This window comes from Candidatus Palauibacter sp. (assembly GCF_965261555.1).
Lineage (GTDB): Bacteria > Gemmatimonadota > Gemmatimonadetes > Palauibacterales > Palauibacteraceae > Palauibacter.
This window is the reverse complement of sequence record NZ_OZ253465.1, coordinates 3,184,697-3,208,623: the sequence shown is the minus strand read 5'-3', so window position 1 is coordinate 3,208,623 and position 23,927 is coordinate 3,184,697. Positions and strand designations below refer to the sequence as shown.

The window sequence follows — 23,927 nt, the reverse complement described above, 5'->3', positions numbered from 1 at the left end:
CTCTCGCTTATCTTGATGCTGCGATGCGCTCCCGTGCGGGACGGATGAACCAACATTACGAACAGGTACGCGATGTCCGAAACGCCGCCCGAAACGCGATCGCCCCCGCGGGTCGCCGCACCGGTGTCGGAATCCGGGCGGATCCACGCGATCGACAGCCTCCGCGGCCTCGCCGTGCTGGGCATCCTCATCGTCAACATCTGGAGCTTCGCCTGGGTCTCCTCGGCGTACCGGAACCCGTCCGCCGCTCCGGACGGCGGCCTCGGCGGCACCGACTTCTGGATCTGGGCCGCGGTCAACGTCTTCGCGGACACGAAGTTCATTTCGATCTTCTCCCTGTTGTTCGGCGCGGGGATCGCGATGATGAGCGAGCGCATGGACCGTCGCGGTATCCCCGGAGGTTGGTTGCACTATCGCCGCCAGTTCTGGCTCCTCGTGATCGGACTCCTTCACGCCTACGGGATCTGGCATGGCGACATCCTCGTCCCCTACGCCCTTTGCGGCTTCATCCTGTACGGGTTCCGCGACTGGGCGCCCCGCCGCCTGCTGTGGGCCGGCGGGTGTGCGGTCGGGATCGTCGTACTCGTCATGGGTCTCGCCCAGTGGTCGATTCCGTACTGGCCGGCCGGGGAGCGGGCGGAGGTCGCCGCACAGTGGGCGCCCTCGGCCGCGGAGATCGGCGCGGAGATCGAAGCCATGCGCGGGGGCTGGGCGCAGCAGATGCAGGTCCGGGCCTACTACGCCTTCCTCGTCGAGACCGTCGCTTTCGCGGGCTACCTCCTGTGGCGAGCGGGGGGGCTCATGCTCGTGGGGATGGCGCTCTACAAACTGGGGGTGCTCTCGGCGACGTGGCCGGCCTCGTTCTACCGCCGGCTCGCCCTCTGGGGGCTGGGGTTGGGCCTGCCGCTCGCCGCCGCCGGCGTCTGGTACAACGTGGAGAGCGGGTTCGCGTGGGAGCAGTCGAAGTTGGGGGGGACCCTCTTCAACTACGTCGGCTCCGTCGGTGTCTTTCTGGGCTACGTGGGGTTGGTGATGCTGCTGGCCCGGACTGGGCGGCTGGCTCGGACTCGGCTGCGCCTGGCCGCCGTCGGTCGCATGGCGTTCACGAACTACATTGCACAGAGCGTGCTGTGCTCGCTCGTCTTCTATGGCCACGGGTTGGGCCTGTTCGAGCGGGTGGGGGGCGCGGGGTGCGTCGGCATCGTCGCGGCGATCTGGGGGCTCCAGTTGGCGTGGTCGCCGTGGTGGCTCGCGCGGTTCCGTTTCGGACCCCTGGAGTGGCTCTGGCGTACCCTTTCCTACGGGCAGCGGCAGCCAATGAGGATCGCGTGAGAAGAACGGCCATGAACATGGCGAGGGACAGGGAGATTCGATGAGAGCGACTGGACGGGGGGCACGCACGTTTTCCGCCGTGATGCTGCTCGCGCTGCTCACGCCGGTCCTGCCGCAGCTGTCCCATCCGTCACCGTACGGCGGGCTGGCGGCGCAGGAAGATGAACGGGAAGAACGTGAGGCGGCGGAGGCGGCCGACCTCGCGCGCCGCGATTCCCTGCGCAGGATCTTCGACCCGGCGGGCGCCTTCGCACCCCTCGATCTCCCCGAGCCCGACGAGTTTCGGGATGTCGCCGGCGCCCCGGGCGAAGCCTACTGGCAGCAGCGGGCCGACTACCACATCCGGGTCACACTCGACGACGACCGAATCGAAGGCACGGAACGCATCACCTACACGAACAACAGCCCCGATTCGCTCACGAGTCTCTGGGTCCAGCTCGACCAGAACCTCTTCCGGGAAACCAGCTACGGAGCGCAGAGGGCGGAGGAACTCGGCGGGGACGTACGCCACGGCGGCTTTTTCAAGGACGGCGGTTTCGTGATCTCGGGCGTGCGCGCCGACCTCGAGGGCGAGATGACGGTCCCCGAGTACCGGACCGAGGACACGATGATGGAGATCCTCCTCGGCGAACCCCTCCCTCCCGGCGGAAGCCAGCTCGAGGTCGAGATCGATTTCGCGTTCGAGATCCCGGAGACGGGCGGCGACCGCATGGGGCAACTCGACATCCGGGGCGGGATCATCTATCAGCTCGCGCAGTGGTATCCCCGCGTCTTCACGTACGACGACGTGAACGGGTGGAACCAGTCCCCCTTCCTTGGGCAGGGCGAGTGGTACCTGGAGTACGGCGACTTCGATGTCGAGCTCACCGTCCCACGGGACTTCGTCGTCGTCGCCACGGGAGAACTCCTCAATCCCGAGCAGGTCCTCACGCCCATGCAGCGCGAGCGGCTCGCGGAGGCGCGCCTCTCCGAGGAGACCGTCCACATCATCGGGCCGGACGAAGCCGGGGAGGATCACACGCGGCCCCCGGGCGAGACCCCGCTCACGTGGCGCTTCCGCGCCGAGAACGTGCGCGACTTCGCGTGGGCCGCATCCGACCGCTTCGTCTGGGACGCCGCCGGCTGGGAGGACGTCCTCATCATGTCCGTCTACCCCGAGGAGAGCATGGGCGGACCCGCATCCAGCGGCTGGGAGCGCTCCACGGAGTATCTCCGCCATAGTGTCCGGTACTATTCGGAGCAGTGGCTCCGTTATCCGTATCCCGTCGCCATCAATGTGGCCGGCCTCGCGCTCGGGATGGAGTATCCCATGATCGTCTTCTGTTCCTGGCGGTCCCGCGGCGCCTTCCTCTTCTCCGTCACGGACCACGAGATCGGGCATACGTGGTTCCCGATGATCGTGGGGTCGGACGAGCGGCGGTACGCGTGGATGGATGAAGGGTTCAACACCTTCATCAACTACTATTCGGGCATCGAATTCGCGGGTGGAGAGCCGATCCTGGGCCAACTCATGTCGCCGGCCCAGATCGCGACGGACACGCGCCTCCCGACTCACGCCGTGTACACGCCGGCCGACAGCATCCCGGAAGCGGACATCGGGGTTCTCGCCTACAACAAGCCGGCCGCGGTGCTCGTCCTCCTGCGCGAGGAGGTGCTCGGGCCCGAAACGTTCGACGAGGGCTTCCGGGAGTACATCCGGCGCTGGGCGTACAAGCACCCGCAACCCGCCGATTTCATCCGCACGATGGAAGATGTGTCGGGGCAGGATCTCGACTGGTTCTTCAGGGGCTGGATCTACGAGGACGCGATCCTCGACCAGGCGATCGCCTCCGTGACGCGTCTGGGGGATACGACGCGGGTCGTGTTCGAGAATCGTGGAGGCATCCCGATGCCGCTCGAGGTGCGGATCCTCTACCAGGACGGGGAAGAGCAGCGCCATGAGGTTCCGGTGGAGGCGTGGGAGGCGGACGGCACCTACGTGCTGGACGTGTCCGGCGGGTTCGTGCGCAACGTCCAGATCGACCCGGACGGCGTGATGCCGGACGTGAACCGCGGAAATAACGTGTGGGGCCGGGGCATTCTCGGCCGCCGGCCTCCCCGCTAGCACGGACTGCTGGCGCTGCCGCTCCAGCCAGGGGGGCTCCCGCCCTCGCGAAACCACCGCGCCACGCCTTCCGTTCTTATGCCGCATGAAGCGCATGCGCAGGGGTGAGACATGGAAGAAATGATCATTGCCGTCGTTGCAATCTTCTTCACGATCGGCATCCCGGTCCTCGCGATGGCGACGCACTTCGCCCTGCGGCCGCTGGTGCGGGATCTGGCGGAAGCGCTGGGGCCGATGAAGCGGGACCGCGAGACGATCGCCCGGCTGACGGAGCGGATCGAGCAGCTTGAAGGGGAGAGCCGGGAGCGGGGCGAACTCCTGGACCAGCTCGCGGAGGCGGAACTGTTCCGGCGGCAACTGGAGGAGCGCACCGGCAGTGAAACGCCACGGGACCCCACATGACGATCATCGAAACCGAAGGACTGTCCAAGCGATACGCCGCGCTGCGCGGAGCGGGGACGCTCGCCGTCGACGAGCTTTCCGTCCAGGTGGAAGCCGGGCAGGTCTATGGTTTCCTGGGGCCGAACGGAAGCGGCAAGACGACGACGATCGGGATGCTCCTCGGGATCATCAACCCGACGGGCGGTTCCTTCCGGCTGTTCGGCGGGGAGACGCCCGCCGAGCTGCACGCCGCGCGCCGGCGGATCGGCGCCACGCTCGAATATCCCAACTTCTACCCCTACCTGAGCTGCCGGGACAACCTGCGGGTCGTGGCCCGGGTGAAGGGGGCCGACGAGACGGACATCGCCGAGGTGCTCGAAATCGTGGGTCTGACCTCGCGCCGGAAGACGAAGTTCAAGGCGTGCTCGCTGGGCATGAAGCAGCGACTCGCCCTGGCGGCCACGATGATCGGCGACCCGGAACTCATCATCCTCGACGAGCCGGCCAACGGTCTCGATCCGGCGGGGCAGCGGGAGATCCGCGACATCATTCGCGAACTCGCCAGCCGCGGGAAGACGATCTTCCTTTCGAGCCACATGCTGCACGAGGTCGAACGCACCTGCACGCACGTCGCGATCATCGAGACCGGCCGCCTCGTCCGCGAAGGGAGCGTGGACGAACTCACCTCTGCCCGGACGGTGGCCGCGGTGGGCGCCGACGGGGACATCGAGACGCTCCGGCAGGCCGTGTCGGAGTTCGAGGGCGCGGGCCATGCGCGGGTCGAGGGGGGCCGCGTCCTGGTGCAGATCGGAGGCGCCGGGCTCTCCGAACTGAACCGCTTTCTCGCCGGGCTCGGGATCTACGCCTCACACCTGTCGCTGGAACGGCAATCGCTGGAGGACGCCTTCATGGAGATCACGGGCACGCCCGAGGGGTTTGGAGAGATCCAATGAAGGGCGCGCGGGTGTTCGGCGTGCTGCTGCGCAACGAGTGGTTCAAGGCGAGGAAGCGGGTCGCCTTCTGGATCGCCCTCGGCTTCTACGCGTTCTTCACGCTCATGAACCACGGCCAGCCGTTCCTCGAGCGCAGCGACGGCTTCCGGCTCCCCGACATCTGGGCCGACGTGTTCGGGGACGAATCCACCATGGTCGTGATCTTCGCCGCCCTCACGCTCGTGTTGCTGTCCGCGACGGAGTTCGGCTGGCGGACCGCGCGGCAGAACGTGATCGACGGCCTCTCCAAGTCCCAGTGGTTCTGGGGCAAGTCGCTCCTTCTGCCCGTCGTGGGGCTCGCCTTCATCGGCGTCCATGTGGCTATCCCGACGCTGCTTGCGCTGATTCGGACCGACTTCGCCGCCGCCGAGGGGCCGCTCGTGCCGCTGTCCGTCCTTCAGGCGGCCGGAGGGCTCGGGCTGGCGTTCCTCAGCGTGGCCGCGCTCGCCTTCCTGCTGTCGCTCGTCATCCGCAGGACCGGAGCGGCGCTGGCCGTATGGTTCCTCTGGATCGGTCCGATCGAGTCCGGGATGCTGCCCGGGCTCGTCCGCCGCTTCCTTCCGGACCACACCGGCTGGCTCGAGTACCTGCCGTTTACGAATGGCTTCCCGCTTCTGGATTTTCGCAGCTACGACGCGGCGGCCTACGAGCGGTACGCGGCCGCCGTCGAGGCGGCGGGCCGGACGCCTTCCCCGCCGGTCGATCCCGCCTGGCACCTCGTCGCGGCCGCTGCGTGGACGGTGCTCCTCGTCGGCATCGCCTTCATCTCGTTCCGACGCCGCGACCTCTAGTATCGCGACGGCTTGCGCACCGGGGATCTGCGGATAGCCTTGGCTGATGGCCGACACGAGGGCGGGGCTTCACCGCCGGATCGCGCTGGAGACGCCGGAGCACGTCAAGCTCGAGTACCAGCTCGCGGATCTGGGATCGCGCGCGGCCGCCCTCGCCCTCGATCTGGCCATCATCGCGGCCGCCATCCTGCTCGTGGCGCTCGTCTTCCGGTATACGGGCGGGCTCGGGCAGGCCGTGCTCTACATCGTCGGCTTTTTCGCCGTGTGGGGGTATTTCCTCTTCTTTGAAGCGGTGTGGGACGGACGCACGCCCGGGAAGCGTGCGGTGGGGCTGCGAGTGCTGCACGACGGCGGGGAACCGCTCTCCTTCCAGGGATCGGTGCTCCGCAACCTGATCCGGATCGTGGACCTGCAGCCGGCGCCGACGGGGATGGCCGGGGCCGCGTCCATTCTGTTCACCCGCCGGGCGCAGCGCCTCGGAGACCTGGTCGCCGGCACGATCGTCGTCCGGGACACGGGGGGCGGTGAGTTGTTCGGGGACGAACCGCAGACTGCCGGCCGAGCGGCGCGCCCGCGACTCTCCGTCGAACAGTTCGCGCTGCTGGCGGGTTACGTCGCGCGCCGCACCGAACTGGAACCGGACGTCCGGAGCCGCGTGGCCGCCTCGGTCTGGGATGCCGTGCGACCGGCGGCGGTCCCGAGCGGTCTGGATCCCGAGGCGGCTCCCGATACGCACCTCGTGCGCCTGCACGAGGACGAGGCTCCAGGACATGCGGCGCGCCAGGGCGGGCCGAGCCTCCAGGCCGCGGCGATGGCGCGCGACCGGCGCGAGGCGTGGGGCGCCTACACGGATCTCGTGGAGAAGGGGCGCGCCAGTGGGCTCGACCGGTTCACCGAGGCGGAAGTGCGCGCGTTCGGGCGCCTGTACCGCGGCGTGACGGCGGATCTGGCGCGGGCGCGAACGTACGGCGCCTCACCGGGGCTGCTGGCGGCGGTGGAACGGTGGGCGGGGGCCGGGCACAACCTCCTGTACCGTGCAAAGGGAAGGGCGGCGGTCCCCCTCGGCCGCTGGATCGGCCGCGAACTGCCGCGAGCGGTGCGGCGCCATCGCTGGCCGGTGCTCCTGGCGGCTCTGCTTCTCTTCGGTCCCATGCTGGCCTCGTACGCGGCGGTCCGGGAGCGTCCGGCGCGTGCGCGTGCGATCATGCCGGCGGGGATGCTGGCGAGAGCCGAGAACACCGCCCGCGGGGACATCAACACTTCCTACATCGCTGTGGACGGCGCCGAGCGGCCGGCCTTTTCCTCGGCGATCGTGACGAACAACGTGCAGGTGAGTTTCGTCGCATTCGCGGCCGGGCTGCTCGCCGGCGCCGGCACGGTTCTGATCCTCGTCTTCAACGGCGTCATGCTCGGGGCCGCGTTCGGACTCTATGCGAACAACGGCGTTCTGGGAGTGATTCTCGCCTTCGTCTTCCCGCACGGCGTGCTGGAACTCACCGCCATCTGCCTGGCCGGCGGGGCGGGGCTGGGGCTCGGCTCGGCGCTGCTCGTACCCGGACGGCGCACCCGTCGCGAAGCGTTGAGGGAGCGGGGCCGCGCCTTCCTCTCGCTCGTCGGCGGGGCCGTGCTCCTGCTGATCGTGGCGGGTCTCGTGGAGGGGTTCTATTCGCCGTCCGGACTTCCGGCGACGGCGAAATTCGCCTTCGGCGGCGCCACCGCGCTCCTGCTCACGGCGTACTTCGGTTTCGCCGGGCGGGGTTCCGACGACGCCCTCCGCGGAAAGGTCAGAGCAGTCCCCGCTCCTTGATCTCGACGTACTTGTCCAGCGTGCGCACGAGTGCGTCGCCGGGCGGGGTGTCCACGACGAGGATGCCCGACTGGCGCATGACCTGAAGCGTCGCGGCGCGCGACTGCACGAGTTCCTCCGCGGCGGCGCGATGAAAGACCGCGGCCTCATCCGCGGCCGGCTGCGTCGCGGCCGCCTCGAGCGCCGGGTTGCGGATGGCGACGGCCAGGGGGAGGTGTGCCCGCCCGATCCGGGCCAGCGAGGTCACGAGCGTCTTCGAGACGGCCTCATCGATCACGTCGCAGAAGAGGATGACGAGCGACCGCTTGCGGAACGTCCGGCTCAGCGTCGCGAGCGCAAGCGGGTAGTTGGGCTCGACCGGACGGGTCTCCACGCCGGCGAAGACCCGGGCGAGCGCGGCCGGATCGGACCGGCGGGGCGGCGACAGCTGCCGGATCTCCTCGTCGAACACCACGGCTCCGACGCGGTCCCCGAAGCTCTGCGCGCGGTTGGCGAGCATCATGCCCGCCGCCAGCGCGAAATCCACCCGTTCCCGGTCGCCCAGCCGCTCGCGCATGTGGCGGCCCGCGTCGATCGCGAGGACGACGTTCTGGCTGCGTTCCGCCTCGTAGTTGCGGACGACGAAGCGCTGGCGTCTCGCCGACGCCTTCCAGTCGACGATGCGGGGGTCATCCCCCTCGGCGTAGTCGCGCAGGCTCTCGAACTGGCGGCCGTCGCCCCACTGCCGGCTGCGGCGAGAGCCGGCCGTGCGGAGGCCTTGCCGGAGTGCATGGCCGCTGCGGTCCCGCAGAAGACTTCGGATCCCGGGCTGCACCTGCAGCGTGTGCGCCGCGTCCACGGTGGAACGCCGCCACGCGAATCCCCACGGCGAACGCGTTCGCAGATGAATCGCCCCCATGCCGAGGAATCCGCGCGTGCGCGGCCGCATCCTGTAGCGCGTGCGTACGACCGAAGCGGGGGGGATGTCCAGCTTCACGCCCACTTCCCACGCTTCGTTTCCGTCGCGTCCGGGGAGGCGACGGAGGGATGGATCGAGGTCGTCCGTGAGGAGGACGGAGAGCCGCCGCTTCGTCGGGTTGACCACGTCGAGGCCGACCTCGGTGACTTCCCCGAGCGCGGCGATGCGCGGCACCATGCGGGACACCGACGGAGGCCTCGCACGCCGGCCGTCGATCCAGGCGAGAAGGAGGATGACGGCGTCCGCCGCCAGTGCGCCCGCTGCCGAGAACAGGAAGACGAACGAGGTCAGCCCCAGCAGCCACAAGGTCCGTCCGCCGGGGACCACCGCGATGCGGACTATCGGGGCGCCTCCAGCGTCTCGAGGAGCGCCCGCAGTTCGTCGTCCGAAGACCGTCCTTCGACCTCCGCCTCGGCGGTCAATACGACGCGGTGCCGAAGCACGGGGAACGAAAGCGACTTCACGTCGTCCGGCGTGACGAAGTCCCGGCCGTGCAGGAACGCCTCCGCCCGCGCGGCCTGGAAGAGGGCCACGCCCGCGCGGGGACTCGCCCCCAGCGCGAACGCCTGGTCGTTCCGGGTGGCCCGCACGATCCCGGTCACGTAGCGCCGGACCCTCTCGTCCATGTGAACGCCGTCCACCGCGTCCCGCGCCGCGAGGAGCGCCTCGCGCGTCAGCGGTTCGCCCATCGGATACGTCGTCTCGTCGTCCGCCCGGAACCCCCCCTCGTGGCGGTCGAGAATCGCCCGCTCCGCCTCCTCCGGCGGATAGTCGATCACGATCTTCATCAGGAAGCGGTCGACCTGCGCCTCGGGGAGCGGATAGGTCCCCTCGTACTCGACCGGATTCTGGGTCGCGAAGACCGTGAACGGCGCGGGCAGGGCCCGCGTGGCGCCGTCGACGGTGACCTGGCGCTCCTCCATCGCCTCCAGCAGCGCCGCCTGGGTCTTGGGCGGCGCGCGGTTGATCTCATCGGCCAGGAGGAGGTCGGTGAACACGGGACCGGGCCGGTAGCGGAAGTTCCGCTGGGTCTCGTCCAGCACGCTCACGCCGACGAGATCCGTGGGCATGAGATCGGGTGTGAACTGGACGCGGCCGAAGTCGAGCCCCAGCCCGCGGGCGAGGGCGCGGATGGAGAGCGTCTTGGCCGTCCCGGGCACGCCCTCGAGCAGCGCGTGGCCACGGGCGAGCAGGGTGATCATAAGCTGTCGGAGGACGATCTCCTGGCCGAGGATCACCTTCTCGATGTCGCCCAGCAGACGCAGCGCCGCGTCGTGCGTCGTCATGACTCCGCCCTTCGTCCGAGGTGGTCGTCGATTCCGGCGGCGACCATCGTCAGGTCCACCGGATCGGCGCGCAAGCCGCGTTGGATCCGGGCCAGAGCGGGCTGCTCTCCCCGCCGGGCCTCCAGTTCGCGGATCAGAGCCCGGGCCTCGGCAACGTCCCTCGGTGGAGGGCGCCGCGCGCTCCGGGCCAGCCGCGCCAGGAGGAGGAGGGCGGCGGTCCGCCGGGCTCGCGCCTTCTCGTACAGGTCGCCGAGGGCGGAGACGTGTTCGAGCGGAGACTTTCGTTCGAGGTCCTGCGGCGCCGCGGCCGTCGTCGGCGCGCCGAAGCGCAGCCCCGCGCACGCGAGCGCGAGAAACGCGGCGAGGAGGAGTTGCAGAAGGGTCCGCCCCCGGGCCGTGCCGAAGGCGAAGCCCGCCCAGCGCCGCGCCGTGTTCTCGTAGCCACGGATGCCCTGGTGGAACTCGGCGAAGAAGATCGTGTCGGCGGGGGTCGTGTGCGTGAGTACGGCCCGCATGACGACGAATGCCAGGGGATCGTCGGCGATGCGGCCGTTCGAGAGCGGCTCGGCATCGCTGAGGACGATGATGTGCCCCTCCCCGAAGGGCATGAGGCCGGCGCCCGTCCATCTCCGGTCCCGATCTCTCCCCACCGTGAGCAGCGATTGTACGGGAGAAACGGACCGTTCGCCGAGTTCACGGGACGTCAGGCGGCGGAGCGCGCGGCGCGGAGCCGCCGGCTCCGGCAGGCCGTCGGTCAACGAGTGGGTGGCCCACTCCGGATCTTCCAGGTCGCCCGGCCGGGGCACGCGGAACGCGATGCCCAGAGAGTCCATCAGCGGCGTGATCCTCAGCGCGCTGGAGATCGCCGGGAACAATCGCGGCGCGTACACGAGCGTGCCGCCGCGGCGCACCCGCTCCAGGACGGCGTGTACCTCCACCGGGCTCGGGACGACGTCGGGCGAGAGCAGCACGAGCGCCCCCGGGACCGGATCGGCATCGGCCAGCGGTGTGAAACGGGCCGCGGTCGGGCGGCCGAATCGTTCGAGCCCCCGGGCGAACGCGGCCACGCCGTCCGGCGTCGTCCGGAAGGAACTCCGCTTCACGTCGAGCGCCGTGCGTCCCGCGGGGCGGGCGAGGTACGCAGCGAGTCCCGCCCCCAGCGCGATCGCGCCGACCCACGCGAACGTCCTGAACCTGCCGACCCCGCTCACGATGAATCGGCCTCGTCGCTGGCTGCGGGTGTCGGACACCCCGCGTCCTGCGCGAGATCCTCCAGGGCCGCGTAGCCGGCGGGGGTGGGCGCCTCCTGACCGAAGGAAAGTCCCTGAAAACGACGGATGAAGTTGCGGCCGGCGCCGGTTTCCATCTCGAGGGCGTAGTCGCCGGGCGTCTTCGACGGGTGGAACGCCACCGTGCCGCTCCTGTCGAGAGTGAGGAGGAAACCCTGATACAGCGCGGTCGCCGCGGGTCGAAACTCCCCCTCGCCCGCGCGCGTCCGGGCAAGGCCCAGCCAGTCGCGCGCCGAGACGGGCGCGCCGTCGTCCTCCGGTCCCTCGTCCTCCGTCCCCCGCACCCTGTGCACCCACTGCGGCCCGTGACGCAGGGCCACCGCCCCCAGCGCGACGAGCGCGGCCAGGACCACGAGGACGGCCATCACCTCCATGAGCCCGCCTCCCTCTTCGAACAGGAATCGCCGCAGCCAATCCCACGCGTCGGAGAGCGTGTTCGCGATCCATTCGAAGATCCGCCGTCGCGCCGGAAGGGGAGCGGAGACGAACTCCGGTCCGGCGAGGATCTCCCGCAGCGCATCGGACATCTCGTCCGGCGAAGGAAGGGGTTCGGCGGCGGGCGACGGCTCCTGCCCTGCGGAGAAAGCCGCGCGATCGGCGAGTCGAGTCACGCTTCGCCCGTTGCCATCGCCGCCGCGGCCGTCTCGAGATCAGCGGCTTCCAGACGCACCCGCCGATCATGGTAGAGGAGGAACACCGTCGCCACGAGGAAAGGTTTGGTGAACGATCCGATCAGCAGGTCCAGGGTGCTCTGTACCGCCTGAAGACCGGGACTCAGCGTGCCCGCCGTCGTGGGCGACGTGAACATCTCGAACCCTCCGAAGAGCGCGAAGATGCCGAAGGAGGGACCGTCGCGGATGATGGAGGCGACGAGCATGACCCCGAGGATCCGTAGCCAGGCCCCCTTTCCGAGCTTGAGCGAGCGGCGCACGGCCTCCGCGGCGGTTCGCCGCTCCAGGAGCACGGCCGGAAAGACCGCGAACGAGGTACGGAACCAGATCGCCAGTACGACGAGCGCGGCCAGGAGGCCCGTGAGCCCGAAGACGGTCATCCCTGCGATGAAACTGTCGAGGGTCGCGATCGCGGCGGCACCCGCGACCATGACCGGGACCATGATGACCAGACCCGCGATGACCGCGATCAGCAGGGCGAGCAGGTGCCCGCCGGCCGCGCTCGGGAAGGGGCGGAGCGCTCCGCGGTACGCGCTCTCCAGCGAAGCCGGACGCCCCTCCAGACGGGCGGCCATGGCGACGGCGACCGCGAGCGTCCCCACCCACGAGAGGGCCGCCGCCGGGAACAGGATCGCCATGTCGAATCCGAGTTCGCCGACCGCCGGCGCGCCCGAGGGGTCGAGGCCCGTACCGGGTGTCCCGAGGGCCAGCAGCATGGCGTACCCCGGGAGGGCGCCCACGAGGGCGATGAGGAAGTAGAGCCCGAAGTCGCGTCGGTAGAACTGGATGGCGCCGTCCAGTATCTCGCCGAACCCAAGGGGTCTCTGTGGTATGACGGACATCCCGGCCTCCCCGTTCGGGGTCGGTGGATCGGGTCCCGGTTACTCCAGAATCCGGTCCTCGATGATGTGAGTGGCGGTCTCCCACTCGTCCAGCGGCGCGGACCACGCCCGGTCGCGGATGCGGCGCAGGTACGTGATCTGCGCCAGGTGGTAGAGATAATGCTGGGCGATATGGATGACGGTCGCCCCCAGCCTGAGGGTCATCGCTCCATCCGGGGACGTACGCTCGGCGACGAGATCCGCGTCGCTCTCGCACGCGTCCACCTCGGACACGATCTGATCCTGAATCGTTTTCATGCGCGCCGCGATCTCCTCTGCCGGACCCGGCGCATCTCCTTCGATCACGGGCGCGATGCCGAGTTGTTTCAGGAACCAGACGTCCACGCGGTACATGTGGCGGCAGATCTTCCCGATCCCGCGCATCCCCTCCGCGGGCTGCCAGTCGAGATCCTCTCGCGAGATCCCGTCGAGCACGGTGAACAGAGGTTTACGTGCGGCCTCGAAGATCTCGATGGTGTGGGCGATCCGGGTTCTCATCCTTACGGGTTTCCTTTCGGCTGCAGTGCCTCGGACATGAACTCGACCGCCCGGGGGATGGCTCCGGGCAGGGCGAGGAAATCGTGCCCGCCTCCCTCGTAGATGAACGCCTCGAAGTCGGGAGGCGTGCGGCCGAGAGCCGCCATCGTTCGCATCAGCGACTCCGCCTGGCTCACGGGCACGACGAAGTCCGAGGTGCCGTGATGCACCTGGACGGCGGGAAGGTCGGTGGCGAAGAGGACGGCGGACCGGCGTACGAGTTCGAGACGCGCCTCGGAGGAGGAGAGCGTGCCCCGGACCAGCGGCTGCACGATGGTGGAGTCGAGGTGGATGAGCCCGGGCAGCTCCCAGGGGCCGTCGAGCGCGGTCTTCCAGGCGATGACCCTGATCCAGTCGTCGAAGAAGTCCGTCGGCCCGAAGAACGCCACGATGCGTTCCACGCGCTCGTCCCGCGCCCCCGCGAGCAGTGCGACGCCGGCCCCCCGACTGCCGCCGATAATGTGGATGGCGTCCGGCCGGGCTTCCGGCGTCGTCTCGAACGCGACGTTCGCGAGCGCCAGCGCGTCGTCGACGTCGTAGTCCCAGTGACCCGAGGGACCCTCCGACACCCATCTCCGGCCCTCGTATCGGAGCGGCTCGCTGCGGAACGAGGGGATCACGTAGACGAAGCGACGGCTCAGCTCCCCGAGGGCCAGCACCACGATCTCGAGGTCGTCGATCGATACGCCGCCGTCGCCGCCGTGGGAGTACATCAGCAGCGGCAGCGTCTCGGGGGCCGCGCCGTCCGGCACGATGATGGCGCCGAAGTGGCGGGCGCCCGCCACGATGTGGGAGACGATCCGCAGCGTGGCGGTCGACTCGCCGAACGCCATCTCCTCGGTCAGTTCGACCGAGACCTCGGCCGCCGAAATGTCACGTTGTGCCCAGTCGACTCGCACGGCTTCGATCTCCGCCGCCGAGGGGGGAGCGAACAGCGCATCGAGTTCGGCATCGAGATCGATCGCCTCGGCGCGAACCGTGGCGCCGGCCCGACCGGCCGAAACGGCGAGGCGCTGGGGCCCCGGAGTGGCCCCGAGAGTCCACGTCGTCGCCGCCTCGCCGCCGGCGTCCGCGACGGTCGAAGCCGGGTCCGCGCTTCCGTGGCCGGGATCCGGCTGGAAGGAGACGGTGCTGCCGCCGACCGGACGTCCCTCGGCGTCGAGAACCCGGACGGTGATGGCTTCGGCCGGCGCGCGCGCGGGAACTCCGCGCTGATCCGCGCCCGCGAGGACGACGATGGACGCCGGTCCCGTCTCGGCCGGCGCGACCGTATCGGCTTCTCCGCAGGCGGCGGACACGACGGCCAGGAGGATGAACCGCCGCGGATCGCCACGTCGCCCCCGGTTCATTCCGGACCTCCGGCCCCACCGGCGCCGACGTCGGGCGCCAGGCTGACATGCGCCCGCCGGACCTCCGCCGGCCACGCGAGTTCGACGAGTGCCCCCTGGTCGATCTCCTCGAAGCCCCGTTCGGACCTTGCCAGCGTGACGATCCGCGTGCGCGACTCCCGCGGTGCGCCCCCGGACGCCCCGGCCTCGATCCTCATGGGGTGCGCAAGCGGCAGCCGGGTGACGATCCGGCTGTCCGCGGGAATGTCGGCCGCACTCCAGTCCAGCGTCGCTTCGATCCTCCCATCGCCGTGAACGTCGAGCGTCTTCTCGATGCGGGGAAGACCCGGTTCGGACTCGAGGTGGAGACGGATCCGGCCGGACGCGGAGCCGGGCTCCAGATCCGGTACGCGGGCGAGCCGAAACGGGTGCGGCCGCCAATCCGCGATGATGGACCGTTCCTGCAGTCCCGGGCCGTCGGACGGTTCGAGGGCGATCTCCTGCAGCAAGGCCAGAGGGACGCCGTCCGGAGCGGGTGCGTCCGGGGCTTCGGGTTCCCGCTCGTGGACCGAGGCGATGCCATCGGTCCGGGTTCTCGCCCCAGGCGTCACCCCTCCGTCCCGCTCGTGCGTTGCGCCGGATTCCGAGGGATCCCGATAGTAGGCCTCGAGGCGGCGGGAGAGGACGTCAACGTAGTTCGCGCCGTCCCCGAAGACCGTGAGAATCTCTGTCGCGCCCCCGCGTGCGGGGCTGATCACGACGGAACTTCGGGCCGAATGGATCCAGATCTCGTCATGGCCGTCCAGATCGAAGTCGAGAATCTCGAACGCGATGCCTTCCCCCTCGCGCAGCCGCTCCTCGGCCGCGGCGAGTTCGCGCCAGATCGCCCGGCGCAGGTGTGGAAGGTAGACCCCGCCGAACACCCCGTGCCAATACGCGTCGTTGCACTGCGCCCGCGCGATGGCGCGGCGGGCCGCGGCGGGGTCGCCGCGGTCCCGGCATGTCGCGGAGAGCCGGAGCGCCGTCTTGTGCATGCGGTTCGACTCGGGGTATCGGCGCAGGAAACCCTTCCAGTGTCCGCCGCGGATCAGCGGATCGTCACCCTCTCGGTCGGGTGCCGTGACGACAAGCCGCGCAAGGCGCCGCGCGGCGGGGCGGGGGAGGGTCCATTCCTCCATCTCGCGGTATGCGCCCGTCGCGGGATAGACGAGACCGCGGCTCGGTCCGGAGGCCGCCTCGCGGGTCGTGACCAACTCCAGATCACCCCGCTCGCGTCCCGCGTTCAGCGCAGCGAGGAACGCGTCCAGCCAGCCGCCGTGCACCCACTCGCGAGTGTCCGGCCAGCCGCCGAACTTCTCGCCGTCGTCGCCGAGCACGAGTTGACCGCGACCTGCCCGACGCTCGTCGCCGAAGAACTCCACGATCTCGTTCGCGGGCCGGAACGGGATCAGGTACCGAAGCCGTTCGTCGATCGGAAGGAGGCGGATCCGCTTCCCGCCGCTCTCCGTCGTGAAGACGCCGTCCAGCTCCTCGCGCTCCAGTCCGCAGGCGAGGAAGTGACGGTCATCGAGGAGCGTGTGTTCGATGCCCGCGCGCGCCAGATCGGCGGCGAGATCGGGTTCCCATACGCGTTCCGTGAGCCAGAGGCCGGTAGCCTCGACGCCGAACCGGCTGCGGAGATCCGTCCGCATCCATTCGACCTGCTCCACTCGGTCCGCATCCGGGAGCGCCGCGAGGATGGGCTCGTAGCGTCCGGAGGCGAGGAACTCGATGTGGCCGTGCGCGGCCCGTGCCCCGAGATCGTCGAGGAAGTCGGGTGCGTGGCGCTCGATCCAGTCGAGGAGGGGACCCGAGACGTGAAGCGAGATCGGGTATGTGCCGTGTGCGTGGAGCGCATCGAGGAGGGGTCGGTAAACCCCTGTCAGGTGGTCCTCGAACACATGGTCGAAGTTCCCCACCGGCTGGTGGAGGTGAATCGCGAACGAAAAACGAAGCGCGCCTCGGCTCACGCGTCCGCCGGGATTTGGACGCCGGCGCCCGAGCTGAACGCGCGCTCGTACGCGACCGCGGCGCTCCCGAGATCGGCGTCGTTGGCCGGCGCCTTCGCGAGGTCCGCGATGAAGGCGGCCTCCAATGCCTCCGCGCGCTCCGGCGCGAGCCGACGCAGGCGGTCGATGGCGTGCGCGGCGTAGCCGAGCACCTGCGTGGCCTCGATCCCCGCCACATCGTCAAAGAACCAGGCGCACGAGGTGAACATCGCCGCCCGGTCGCGGGCGAGTTCGAGGAGGGACAGCACGTCGTCCCGGCTATCTTCGCGGGCGACCCGGGCCGCAAGACCCTCAAGCCCCGAGGGGTCGCCGAGGGCGCCTCCCAGGGCGGCCAGCGTCCGCCGGGGCTCCGACAACCGGCTCGGCGCGAGGATCCCGAAAGCCTCGTCCAGGCCGGCGGCGAGCGCCTCGAACGCCTCGCGGAGCGGCCTCCGCCAGTGCTGCTGTGAATCCAGGTGAGGCGCCATCCGGCACCCGCACGCCGAGCGCCAGCGCTCCACGCCATGTGCGCAGCTCCAGGAGGTGGGCTCCTCCAGAGTCACGAACGGCACGTCGCCGGCGGCCGCGAGCGCCGAGGCGAAGTTCCCGATCTTCACGTCTCCGCTCCGGCGGACTCGGGAGATCACCTGCATGAGCGCGCGGTTGGCGCCCCCGTGGTGGTGTCCGAACGTCTCGCCATCCGTCGCCAGCGCCACGAGGGGAGCCCCGCGGCCCGCGGCCGACCGCACCGCCTCGAACCACGCGTCACGGCCGTCGAGCAGCGCCCCGAACGCCACGCCGTGCGAGAGCTCGCCGTCGTAGATGAAGACCGCGATCTCCCGGCCCCCACCGAGGCGGACCCGCCCGATGCCTCCGTCCGGGGCGTCCGCGACCTGGTGCGGGGCCAGGATCGTGAAGGCCACGCCCTCCGCCTCCAGCACTTCGAGCGTGGCCACGTCGACGGCCGTCTCCGGAAGCCACATGCCCTCGGCGCAGCGTCCGAAACGCCGCTCGAAGTCCCGCAGACCCCAGCGCACCTCCGTCTCCTTCTCGCGTCGGGAGGCGAGCGGGAGGATGATGTGGTGGTAAGGCTGCGCGACCGCGTTGCCGTGCCCCAGCCGATCGCGGCTCGCCCGGTCCCCGCCGACGAAGCGCTCGTGGATGTCGGGGCGCTCCCCCTCGAGCCAGCGCGCAAGCGTCGGGCCGAGGTCGAAGCTCAGCCAGTCGAACGCCCCCGCCCGCGCCAGAGGTTCGTAGCATTCCGACGCGATTCGTTCGTTCCAGTTCTCGAACGGGGCCGCGCTCGGCTCGCGACGGACCCGGTCCGTCCACGGGTCCTCCCGCGGCGGCTGGTAGAAATGGCCGTGGAGGACAACCGTGGCGCGACCCACGGCCGAGGGGGGGTTCAGTCGCCCGGAGCGTGCGCGGCGAGCGCCCGCCGGTAAACGTCCAGATAGCGGTCCGCGCTGCTCGCCCAGCCGAAGTCGCGCGTCATCGCCTGGACCACGTGCTCGTTCCACGCCTCCGGTCCCCCCGCATGGAGCGTGGCGGCCCGCCCGAGCGCGACCTCGAGATCCTCCGACGTGTATCCGTCGAACAGGAAGCCCGTGACCTGGTCTTCGATGGTGTCGGCCAGCCCCCCGACCCGCCGGGCGACCGGGAGCACCCCGTAGAGCTGGGCCCGCATCTGCGTGAGACCACACGGTTCGTACAGCGACGGCATCAGGAGGAGGTCGATTCCCGCCAGGAGCCGGTGCTCCTTGGGTTCGGTGAACCCGGTGTCCACGGCGATCCGGTCGGGATGCCGTCCGGCCAACTCGCGCAGCGCCGTTTCGTACCGCTCCTCGCCCTGGCCGAGAAAGATGAACTGCCCTTCGGCCCGCTCCAGCGGCCCGCCGTCGATGAGGAGGTCGAGCCCCTTCTGCCCGACGAGCCGCGCGGTCATCCCGTACAACGGTTCGCGCGGCGCCTCGGCCAGGGAGTATTCCCGTTGCAGCGCCCGCTTGCACACCGCTTTCCCGGCCAGGTCCGCGCTCGAGAACGTTGCGGCGATCTCCTCGTCCGTCTCGGGATCCCAGACCTCCAGATCGACTCCGTTCAGGATTCCGAGGAAGCGGTCGCCCATCTCGATGAACGAGCCGTGAAGACCGAAGCCGCCGGTGGCCGTGCGAAGCTCGTGTGCGTGCGTGGGACTCACGGTCGTCGCGTAGTCCGCGAACACGAGCCCCCCCTTGAGGAGATTCAGGTGGCCGTGGAACTCCATGAGCCGCCAGTGGAACAGCTCACGCGGGAGCCCGATCTCCTCGATCACGCCAGGTTCCTGAAGTCCCTGGTAGCCGGCGTTGTGAATGGAGAGGACGGCCGCCATGCGGTCGTGCGCCTCGCGCCCCGCGAACCGCGTGCGCAGGAATACGGGGGCGAGGGCCGCATGCCAGTCGTGCGCGTGCACGACGACGGGCACGTTGGCGAGCTCCGGCAGAATCTGGAGCGCCGCGAGGTTGTAGAGCGCGAAGCGCACCGGATTGTCCGTGTAGTCCGCCCCGCCTTCCCCGTAGATCCCGTCCCGGTCGAAGAACCCGGGATGGTCGACGAAGAGCACGCGCGGGTTCCGGCGCGGGCCGGGATGCTGGAGAATCCGGACTTCCTCCACCCGACGTCCCACGCGCACGCGGAAGCTGTCCGTAATCGGTTCCAGGTCGGGGAAAGCCTCGCGCACCGACCGGTAGAGCGGCATGAACACCGTGACGGGGGTCCCCTGGGCCGCCTGGAAGGTGGCGATGCCGCGCACCGCCTCCGCGAGGCCGCCGGTGCGGGCGTACGGCCAGTACTCGGCGACGAGATGCACGACGGCAAGTTCCTCCGGGGGCTTGACCCCCGCCGGCGGTCGTGTCGGCGCTGGCTTGGCGATTGCGGGCATGCGGCTCATACTTCGTCGCGACGTGGCGAATGTGTGGCTGCAAGGGACGGCGTCCGGTCCGGACGGACGCGCCGCGATGAGGTGGCAGATCGAACAGGAAAAAGCTAGCGGCCCGCCCGGACCTCTCCAAACCCCGGCACGCGATCCTTCGTTCCCTCTGAAGGCGTCCGACTTCGAGGCGTTCCACGCGGGACGGGAGTCTGCGCTCCATGATCTCCTCGGTGCGTACCCGTGCGAACGCGGCGGGAAGGCCGGTACGCGGTTCGCCGTGTGGGCCCCGCGCGCCCACCGGGTCAGCGTCGTGGGCTCGTTCAACGAGTGGGAGGGGGAGGCGCATCCCATGTCTCCGGTGGGAGATGCCGGCGTGTGGGAGCGCTTCGTCCCCGGCGTCGGGCCCGGAGCGCTGTACAAGTTCCGCGTCGGCTCCGGGACGGACGGCGCGGCGGGCGGGCTCCCCCTCGAGGTCGACAAGGCCGATCCGCTCGGGCGCGCCGCCGAAGTGAGGCCGGGCACCGCGTCGCGAGTCGTGTCGACCGCCCCCCACGGCTGGACGGATGCGGCGTGGGTCGAGACCCGGCGGGAACGCGCGACCCCCGGAGTCCCCATCTCCATCTACGAGGTCCATCCCGGTTCCTGGCGCCGGAACGCCGACGGCTCGTGGCTCGGGTACCGCGCGCTCGCCCGGGAGCTGCTGCCCTATGTGGCCGACCTGGGTTTCACGCACATCGAACTCCTCCCCGTCATGGAACATCCGTATGACGGAAGTTGGGGATATCAGACGGTCGGGTACTTCGCCCCCACCTCCCGCTACGGACCTCCGGAGGACTTCGCGCATTTCGTGGACGAGGCCCACCGCCTGGGGCTGGGCGTCGTGCTCGACTGGGTGCCCGGCCACTTCGGCCCCGACCTCCACGGCCTGCGCACGTTCGACGGCGCGCCCCTCTACGAGATGGGGGAGGAATCGCGGGCCGTTCATCCGGACTGGGGCACGCTCGCCTTCGATTTCGACCGCCCCGAGGTCGTCTCCTTCCTCCTCTCGAGCGCGCGCTGCTGGATCGAGCACTACCACGTGGACGGCCTGCGCGTCGATGCGGTGGCGTCGATGCTCCACCTCGACTATTCGCGGGATGAGGGAGAGTGGGAGCCGAACGAACTCGGGGGACGGGAGAACCTCGGCGCGATCGCCTTCCTCAAAGGGCTCTCGGAGATGGCCCACCGCGATTTTCCGGGCGTTCTCCTGTTCGCGGAGGAGAGCAGCGCGTGGCCGGGAGTCACGGCGCCGGTGGACGAGGGAGGGCTCGGGTTCGACTTCAAGTGGAACATGGGATGGATGAACGACACGCTCCGGGTACTGGCCGCGCCGCCGGAGCGGCGGCCGCACCTGCACCGGCACCTGACGTTCTCGCTTCACTATGCGCACTCGGAACGGTATCTCCTTCCCCTGTCGCATGATGAAGTCGTTCATCTTAAGTGTTCTCTCGTGGAGAAGATGCCGGGGACGGACGAGGAGAAGTTCGCCGGCCTCCGCCTCCTCCTCGGCTACATGTGGACGCACCCGGGAGCCAAGCTGCTCTTCATGGGAGGGGAGATCGGGGAGCGGCGGGAATGGGACGAGGATGGTGCGCTGGACTGGGGTCTTCCGGATGCGTCAGCGAACCCGGCGCACCGGGCGCACCGCGGGCTCCGGCGCTGGGTGCGCGCGCTGAACCGTCTCTACGCGAGCGAACCGGCGCTGCACGCCTTCGACCACAGGCCGGAAGGGTTCGAGTGGCTGGACGTGCACGACGCGTCGCACAGCGTACTGAGCTACGTGCGTTGGCGGCCGGAGTGGGAGGGAGCGGTCGTCGTCGTCGCGAATTTCTCCGCGACCGCGTGGCCGCGGTATCGGATCGCCCTTCCCGAAGCCGGGCCGTACCGCGTTCTGCTGGACAGCGGCGACCCGGATTTCGGGGGGAGCGGGCGCACCGCGCCTCCGGCTCGCGCGGAGGTGGTCACCCACCATGGACGCCCCGCCTCGCTCCCGATCGATCTCCCGCCGCTGGGCTTTCTCGTGCTGACGCGCTCCGAAGAGCCGGGCAGGGGGGGTCAGGCCGCGTAGAGTTGCAGCCGCGTCGCGAACTCGCCCGCGATCGCCTCCAGCGCCTCGAGGTCGGGGTGCCGGAGGAAGATCATCCCGTCGGAGACGAGCGTGGCCTGCCAGTTCCGCCGTGGCGACCCGACCGGGAGCAGATCGAGGCTGCACACCCGCTCGCCGTACTCCTGGAGCAGGGGGCCGAGCCCCTCGATGCGCTGGATCCGGCCCTGCCCGCGCGCCCGCTTGACGATCCAGCAGGCGTTGTACTTCCGTTCCACCGGCTGCGACCACTTCGCGTGCACGACGCCTTCGGCCCACCCGCGATAGGTGTCGATGTCGCTCGCGAAGTTGATGAGGTCGACCGTCCGCACGCCGGGAGGCCTCGCGGCGATTTCGCCGAACACCGCCTCCCCGTCCGCCGTCCGGTACCACTCCATGTGCGTGTAGCCGGTCTCGAACCCGAGCGCGGCGAGCACGGCGAACCCCATCTCGCGCCCGGCCGCGACATCATCCGCCTCCACGTCGCGCAGCGCATAGGTGATGGGGCTGAGCCACTCGTGCGTCTTCGACTCGAGCGCACGGGGCCAGTAGCGGCAGATGTTGTAGTGCGCGACGACCCCCCTGACCGTGACCGTGTCGAAGGTCATGTCCTCGCCCTCGATGAACTCCTCTACCGTGACCTGCGGGACGTGCCGGAGGGCCGGAAGGATCCGCTCCAGGTCCCGCGCCGAATCGACCCGGTGCGTGTCGGCCGAGCCGGCCCCGTCGACGGGTTTCACGATGAGCGGGAAGCCGACGCGCTCCGCAACCTCGCGGCACTCGGCGCTGCTCGTGGCCCTCCCGTGGCGGGGCGTCCGGATCCCCGCGCCGTCGAGGACGTCCTTCATGACCTCCTTGTCGCGGAAGGGGAGCGTCTGCGCGACGGTCGGCCCGGGCAGCTCCAGCATCTCCCGCAGCCGCGCCGCGAGGATCATGAAGGGTTCCCAGAGACACTCCACGCGGTCGATGCGGGTTTTCTCGGCGAGCGCGGCGACCTGCCGCATCACATCCGCCTCATCCGCCAGCGACCTCACCTGCAGGTGCGTGGACACGCTCGCTCGGGCGACCTCGGGCAGCGCCGACCCGGGCTGGTCGCCCAGACCGATGACGTTCGCGCCCACTTCCGCGAGTCCCCGCGTGAAATACGTCATCTCGGCCGGGTAACCCGGCGAAATCATCAAGACGTTCATGGTTCCGTTGAGTGGTTCCGTTGAGTGTTTCGTTACGTGGCGAGTTCCACCCGCACGCGGGTGATGATCCGCCCCAGCGCCTCCTCGACGACCTCCGTGCGCGGATGGCGGACGATGATGTAGCCCTCTCCCTCGTAGGACGCGCTCTGCGCCTGTCCCGCTCGGGGGAGCCGCCACTCGACGCAGAGCGGCCCGAGGTCGTTCGCGATCTCCTCGATGCCGGCCACGCGTTGCACGGGGCCCCGGCCCTGTCCCCGGAGATAGGCCGCGCCGGCCGCGTAGGGGCGAGGCGGGGGATCGAACTCGTCGAAGACCAGGAGGTGGGCCCACGCACGGTAGAGGTCGAAGTCGTGCGCCTGCGAGATCAGCGTGACGAACTGGGCGCCCGGGGGACGGGCCCCGACTTCGGAGATCGCCACCGAACCGTCCGGCCGCCGGAACCACTCCATGTGGCTCAGCCCCGTCTCCATTCCGAGCGCATCGAGCGCGGGTCCGGCAACGCGCCGGATCTCCTCGTACCGGGGCGAATCGACCTCCCGCGGGAGGAGGACGCACCACTGGATCCACGGCTCGCGCAGGACCTCGAGGGGGGAAGGCAGGTAGTGGTTGATCGAGTGCCAGACCGGGCGCCCGCCGATCGAGACCGCGTCGAAGGAGTGTTCTTCGCCCACGACGAACTCCTCGACGAGCGTCGGCCGCTCGGCGCTCGGCCGCGACATCGCGATCGCCGTGCGCAACTGCGCCGGCGTTTCCACGCGGAACGTGCCGCGGGCGCCGGAACCGGCCGGCGGCTTCACGATGAGGGGGAAGCCCGTCGCTTCCGAGAAGGCCGTCGCCTCGTCCTCGTCCCGGACCAGCGCGTGCCGGGCACAGGGCAGGCCGTGTGCCCGGAGCACGTCCTTCATCAGGGATTTGTCGCGGAAATTGCGTGCGGCCTCCGCGCCCATCCCCACGATTCCGGTCCCGTCGCGCAGCTCTCCGAGCGGTACCTGAAGCTCCTCCAGCGCGCCCAGCAGACGGTCGATCCCGCCGAGTTCGGCGGAGAGCCGGCGCAGCCCGACGTGGATGCCCTCCGCCGACAGCGCGTCCTCGACCCGGACGTGCGCCGCGATCCGCTGCCGGAGGGAGGCCGGCGTTCGTTCGAGCGGTTCCTGCGTCACGACCCCGAGGCGCACGTCGGCGAGCCCCGCGGCGGCCTCCAGAAAGCGCAGCGTGGTAGGGAGATAGAACGGGGCGACGAATGCGACGTTGTGCATGGATCTTCCGGGTTCCCGCGGCGGGCCGGACGGCCGCCGCCGGACGGGCTGGCGTTTGAGAGCAGGG

19 protein-coding genes are annotated in these 23,927 nt (G+C 69.9%); 7 read left to right on the top strand and 12 right to left on the bottom strand.

Going from position 1 to position 23,927, the window contains the following annotated elements:
- Positions 1-123 precede the first annotated feature (123 nt).
- The 6 genes from ACQY5G_RS14000 to ACQY5G_RS13975 all read left to right on the top strand — a co-directional run bounded on the left by ACQY5G_RS14000 (position 124) and on the right by ACQY5G_RS13975 (position 7,407).
- The gene (locus ACQY5G_RS14000; protein ID WP_428274955.1) at positions 124-1,332 is read left to right on the top strand and encodes a DUF418 domain-containing protein; all 1,209 of its coding nucleotides are present in this window, start codon (positions 124-126) and stop codon (positions 1,330-1,332) included.
- Between the two features lie 40 nt (positions 1,333-1,372).
- Entirely contained in the window at positions 1,373-3,436 is a 2,064-nt protein-coding gene (locus tag ACQY5G_RS13995; protein ID WP_428274953.1) for a M1 family metallopeptidase, read from the top strand.
- Positions 3,437-3,556: 120 nt separating this feature from the next.
- Positions 3,557-3,838: a hypothetical protein gene (locus ACQY5G_RS13990; RefSeq protein ID WP_428274951.1), complete on the top strand. Its 282-nt coding sequence runs from the start codon at positions 3,557-3,559 to the stop codon at positions 3,836-3,838.
- The gene (locus ACQY5G_RS13985; protein ID WP_428274949.1) at positions 3,835-4,770 is read left to right on the top strand and encodes an ABC transporter ATP-binding protein; all 936 of its coding nucleotides are present in this window, start codon (positions 3,835-3,837) and stop codon (positions 4,768-4,770) included. The genes ACQY5G_RS13990 and ACQY5G_RS13985 overlap by 4 nt, the downstream gene beginning before the upstream one ends.
- The gene (locus ACQY5G_RS13980) at positions 4,767-5,600 is read left to right on the top strand and encodes a hypothetical protein (RefSeq protein ID WP_428274947.1); all 834 of its coding nucleotides are present in this window, start codon (positions 4,767-4,769) and stop codon (positions 5,598-5,600) included. Before ACQY5G_RS13985 ends, ACQY5G_RS13980 begins: the two co-directional genes overlap by 4 nt.
- Positions 5,601-5,646: 46 nt before the next feature.
- Positions 5,647-7,407, top strand: a complete 1,761-nt coding sequence (locus tag ACQY5G_RS13975; RefSeq protein WP_428274945.1) for a stage II sporulation protein M — start codon at positions 5,647-5,649, stop codon at positions 7,405-7,407.
- On the opposite strand, the gene ACQY5G_RS13970 is transcribed toward ACQY5G_RS13975, so the two are convergent.
- From ACQY5G_RS13970 to ACQY5G_RS13925, 10 genes are read right to left on the bottom strand one after another with little or no spacing between them, the layout of a single operon-like run.
- The gene (locus tag ACQY5G_RS13970) at positions 7,385-8,671 is read right to left on the bottom strand and encodes a DUF58 domain-containing protein (protein ID WP_428274943.1); all 1,287 of its coding nucleotides are present in this window, start codon (positions 8,669-8,671) and stop codon (positions 7,385-7,387) included. The genes ACQY5G_RS13975 and ACQY5G_RS13970 overlap by 23 nt on opposite strands.
- A 32-nt stretch (positions 8,672-8,703) precedes the next feature.
- On the bottom strand, positions 8,704-9,651 hold the full coding sequence (locus tag ACQY5G_RS13965) for an AAA family ATPase (RefSeq protein ID WP_428274941.1): 948 nt from the start codon (positions 9,649-9,651) through the stop codon (positions 8,704-8,706).
- Positions 9,648-10,901 (bottom strand): DUF4350 domain-containing protein, encoded by a 1,254-nt coding sequence (locus ACQY5G_RS13960; protein ID WP_428274939.1) that lies wholly within the window; start codon positions 10,899-10,901, stop codon positions 9,648-9,650. Before ACQY5G_RS13960 ends, ACQY5G_RS13965 begins: the two co-directional genes overlap by 4 nt.
- Positions 10,859-11,551, bottom strand: coding sequence for a DUF4129 domain-containing protein (locus ACQY5G_RS13955; protein WP_428274937.1), 693 nt, complete (start codon positions 11,549-11,551; stop codon positions 10,859-10,861). Before ACQY5G_RS13955 ends, ACQY5G_RS13960 begins: the two co-directional genes overlap by 43 nt.
- On the bottom strand, positions 11,548-12,453 hold the full coding sequence (locus tag ACQY5G_RS13950) for a hypothetical protein (protein WP_428274935.1): 906 nt from the start codon (positions 12,451-12,453) through the stop codon (positions 11,548-11,550). The genes ACQY5G_RS13955 and ACQY5G_RS13950 overlap by 4 nt, the downstream gene beginning before the upstream one ends.
- A 39-nt stretch (positions 12,454-12,492) precedes the next feature.
- Positions 12,493-12,990 (bottom strand): DinB family protein, encoded by a 498-nt coding sequence (locus ACQY5G_RS13945; RefSeq protein WP_428274933.1) that lies wholly within the window; start codon positions 12,988-12,990, stop codon positions 12,493-12,495.
- A 2-nt stretch (positions 12,991-12,992) separates the two neighbouring features.
- Positions 12,993-14,378: a hypothetical protein gene (locus tag ACQY5G_RS13940; protein ID WP_428274931.1), complete on the bottom strand. Its 1,386-nt coding sequence runs from the start codon at positions 14,376-14,378 to the stop codon at positions 12,993-12,995.
- Positions 14,375-16,366: an alpha-amylase/4-alpha-glucanotransferase domain-containing protein gene (locus tag ACQY5G_RS13935; protein ID WP_428274929.1), complete on the bottom strand. Its 1,992-nt coding sequence runs from the start codon at positions 16,364-16,366 to the stop codon at positions 14,375-14,377. The genes ACQY5G_RS13940 and ACQY5G_RS13935 overlap by 4 nt, the downstream gene beginning before the upstream one ends.
- Positions 16,363-17,775 carry a DUF3536 domain-containing protein gene (locus ACQY5G_RS13930; RefSeq protein WP_428274927.1) on the bottom strand — a complete coding sequence of 471 codons (1,413 nt, stop codon included), beginning with the start codon at positions 17,773-17,775 and terminating at the stop codon, positions 16,363-16,365. The genes ACQY5G_RS13935 and ACQY5G_RS13930 overlap by 4 nt, the downstream gene beginning before the upstream one ends.
- A gap of 14 nt (positions 17,776-17,789) precedes the next feature.
- The gene (locus ACQY5G_RS13925) at positions 17,790-19,229 is read right to left on the bottom strand and encodes a glycogen synthase (RefSeq protein ID WP_428274925.1); all 1,440 of its coding nucleotides are present in this window, start codon (positions 19,227-19,229) and stop codon (positions 17,790-17,792) included.
- A gap of 70 nt (positions 19,230-19,299) precedes the next feature.
- On the opposite strand from ACQY5G_RS13925, the gene glgB reads away from it, so the two are divergent.
- On the top strand, positions 19,300-21,399 hold the full coding sequence (gene glgB, locus ACQY5G_RS13920) for a 1,4-alpha-glucan branching protein GlgB (protein WP_428274923.1): 2,100 nt from the start codon (positions 19,300-19,302) through the stop codon (positions 21,397-21,399).
- Here glgB and ACQY5G_RS13915 read toward each other — a convergent pair.
- Both ACQY5G_RS13915 and ACQY5G_RS13910 read right to left on the bottom strand, forming a co-directional pair.
- Positions 21,387-22,604 (bottom strand): ATP-grasp domain-containing protein, encoded by a 1,218-nt coding sequence (locus ACQY5G_RS13915; protein WP_428274921.1) that lies wholly within the window; start codon positions 22,602-22,604, stop codon positions 21,387-21,389. The two genes, glgB and ACQY5G_RS13915, sit on opposite strands and share 13 nt — an antisense overlap.
- Before the next feature lie 32 nt (positions 22,605-22,636).
- The gene (locus tag ACQY5G_RS13910; protein ID WP_428274919.1) at positions 22,637-23,860 is read right to left on the bottom strand and encodes an ATP-grasp domain-containing protein; all 1,224 of its coding nucleotides are present in this window, start codon (positions 23,858-23,860) and stop codon (positions 22,637-22,639) included.
- Between the last annotated feature and the right edge of the window lie 67 nt (positions 23,861-23,927).

Bases quoted from the DNA above. Each gene is read 5' to 3' on its own strand.
- ACQY5G_RS13950 (WP_428274935.1), bottom strand. From the start codon at position 12,453: ATGTCCGTCATACCACAGAGACCCCTTGGGTTCGGCGAGATACTGGAC.
- ACQY5G_RS13965 (WP_428274941.1), bottom strand. From the start codon at position 9,651: ATGACGACGCACGACGCGGCGCTGCGTCTGCTGGGCGACATCGAGAAG.
- ACQY5G_RS13915 (WP_428274921.1), bottom strand. From the start codon at position 22,604: ATGAACGTCTTGATGATTTCGCCGGGTTACCCGGCCGAGATGACGTAT.
- ACQY5G_RS13980 (WP_428274947.1), top strand. From the start codon at position 4,767: ATGAAGGGCGCGCGGGTGTTCGGCGTGCTGCTGCGCAACGAGTGGTTC.
- glgB (WP_428274923.1), top strand. From the start codon at position 19,300: ATGCGGCTCATACTTCGTCGCGACGTGGCGAATGTGTGGCTGCAAGGG.
- ACQY5G_RS13940 (WP_428274931.1), bottom strand. From the start codon at position 14,378: ATGAACCGGGGGCGACGTGGCGATCCGCGGCGGTTCATCCTCCTGGCC.
- ACQY5G_RS13990 (WP_428274951.1), top strand. From the start codon at position 3,557: ATGATCATTGCCGTCGTTGCAATCTTCTTCACGATCGGCATCCCGGTC.
- ACQY5G_RS13975 (WP_428274945.1), top strand. From the start codon at position 5,647: ATGGCCGACACGAGGGCGGGGCTTCACCGCCGGATCGCGCTGGAGACG.
- ACQY5G_RS13995 (WP_428274953.1), top strand. From the start codon at position 1,373: ATGAGAGCGACTGGACGGGGGGCACGCACGTTTTCCGCCGTGATGCTG.
- ACQY5G_RS13945 (WP_428274933.1), bottom strand. From the start codon at position 12,990: ATGAGAACCCGGATCGCCCACACCATCGAGATCTTCGAGGCCGCACGT.
- ACQY5G_RS13910 (WP_428274919.1), bottom strand. From the start codon at position 23,860: ATGCACAACGTCGCATTCGTCGCCCCGTTCTATCTCCCTACCACGCTG.
- ACQY5G_RS13985 (WP_428274949.1), top strand. From the start codon at position 3,835: ATGACGATCATCGAAACCGAAGGACTGTCCAAGCGATACGCCGCGCTG.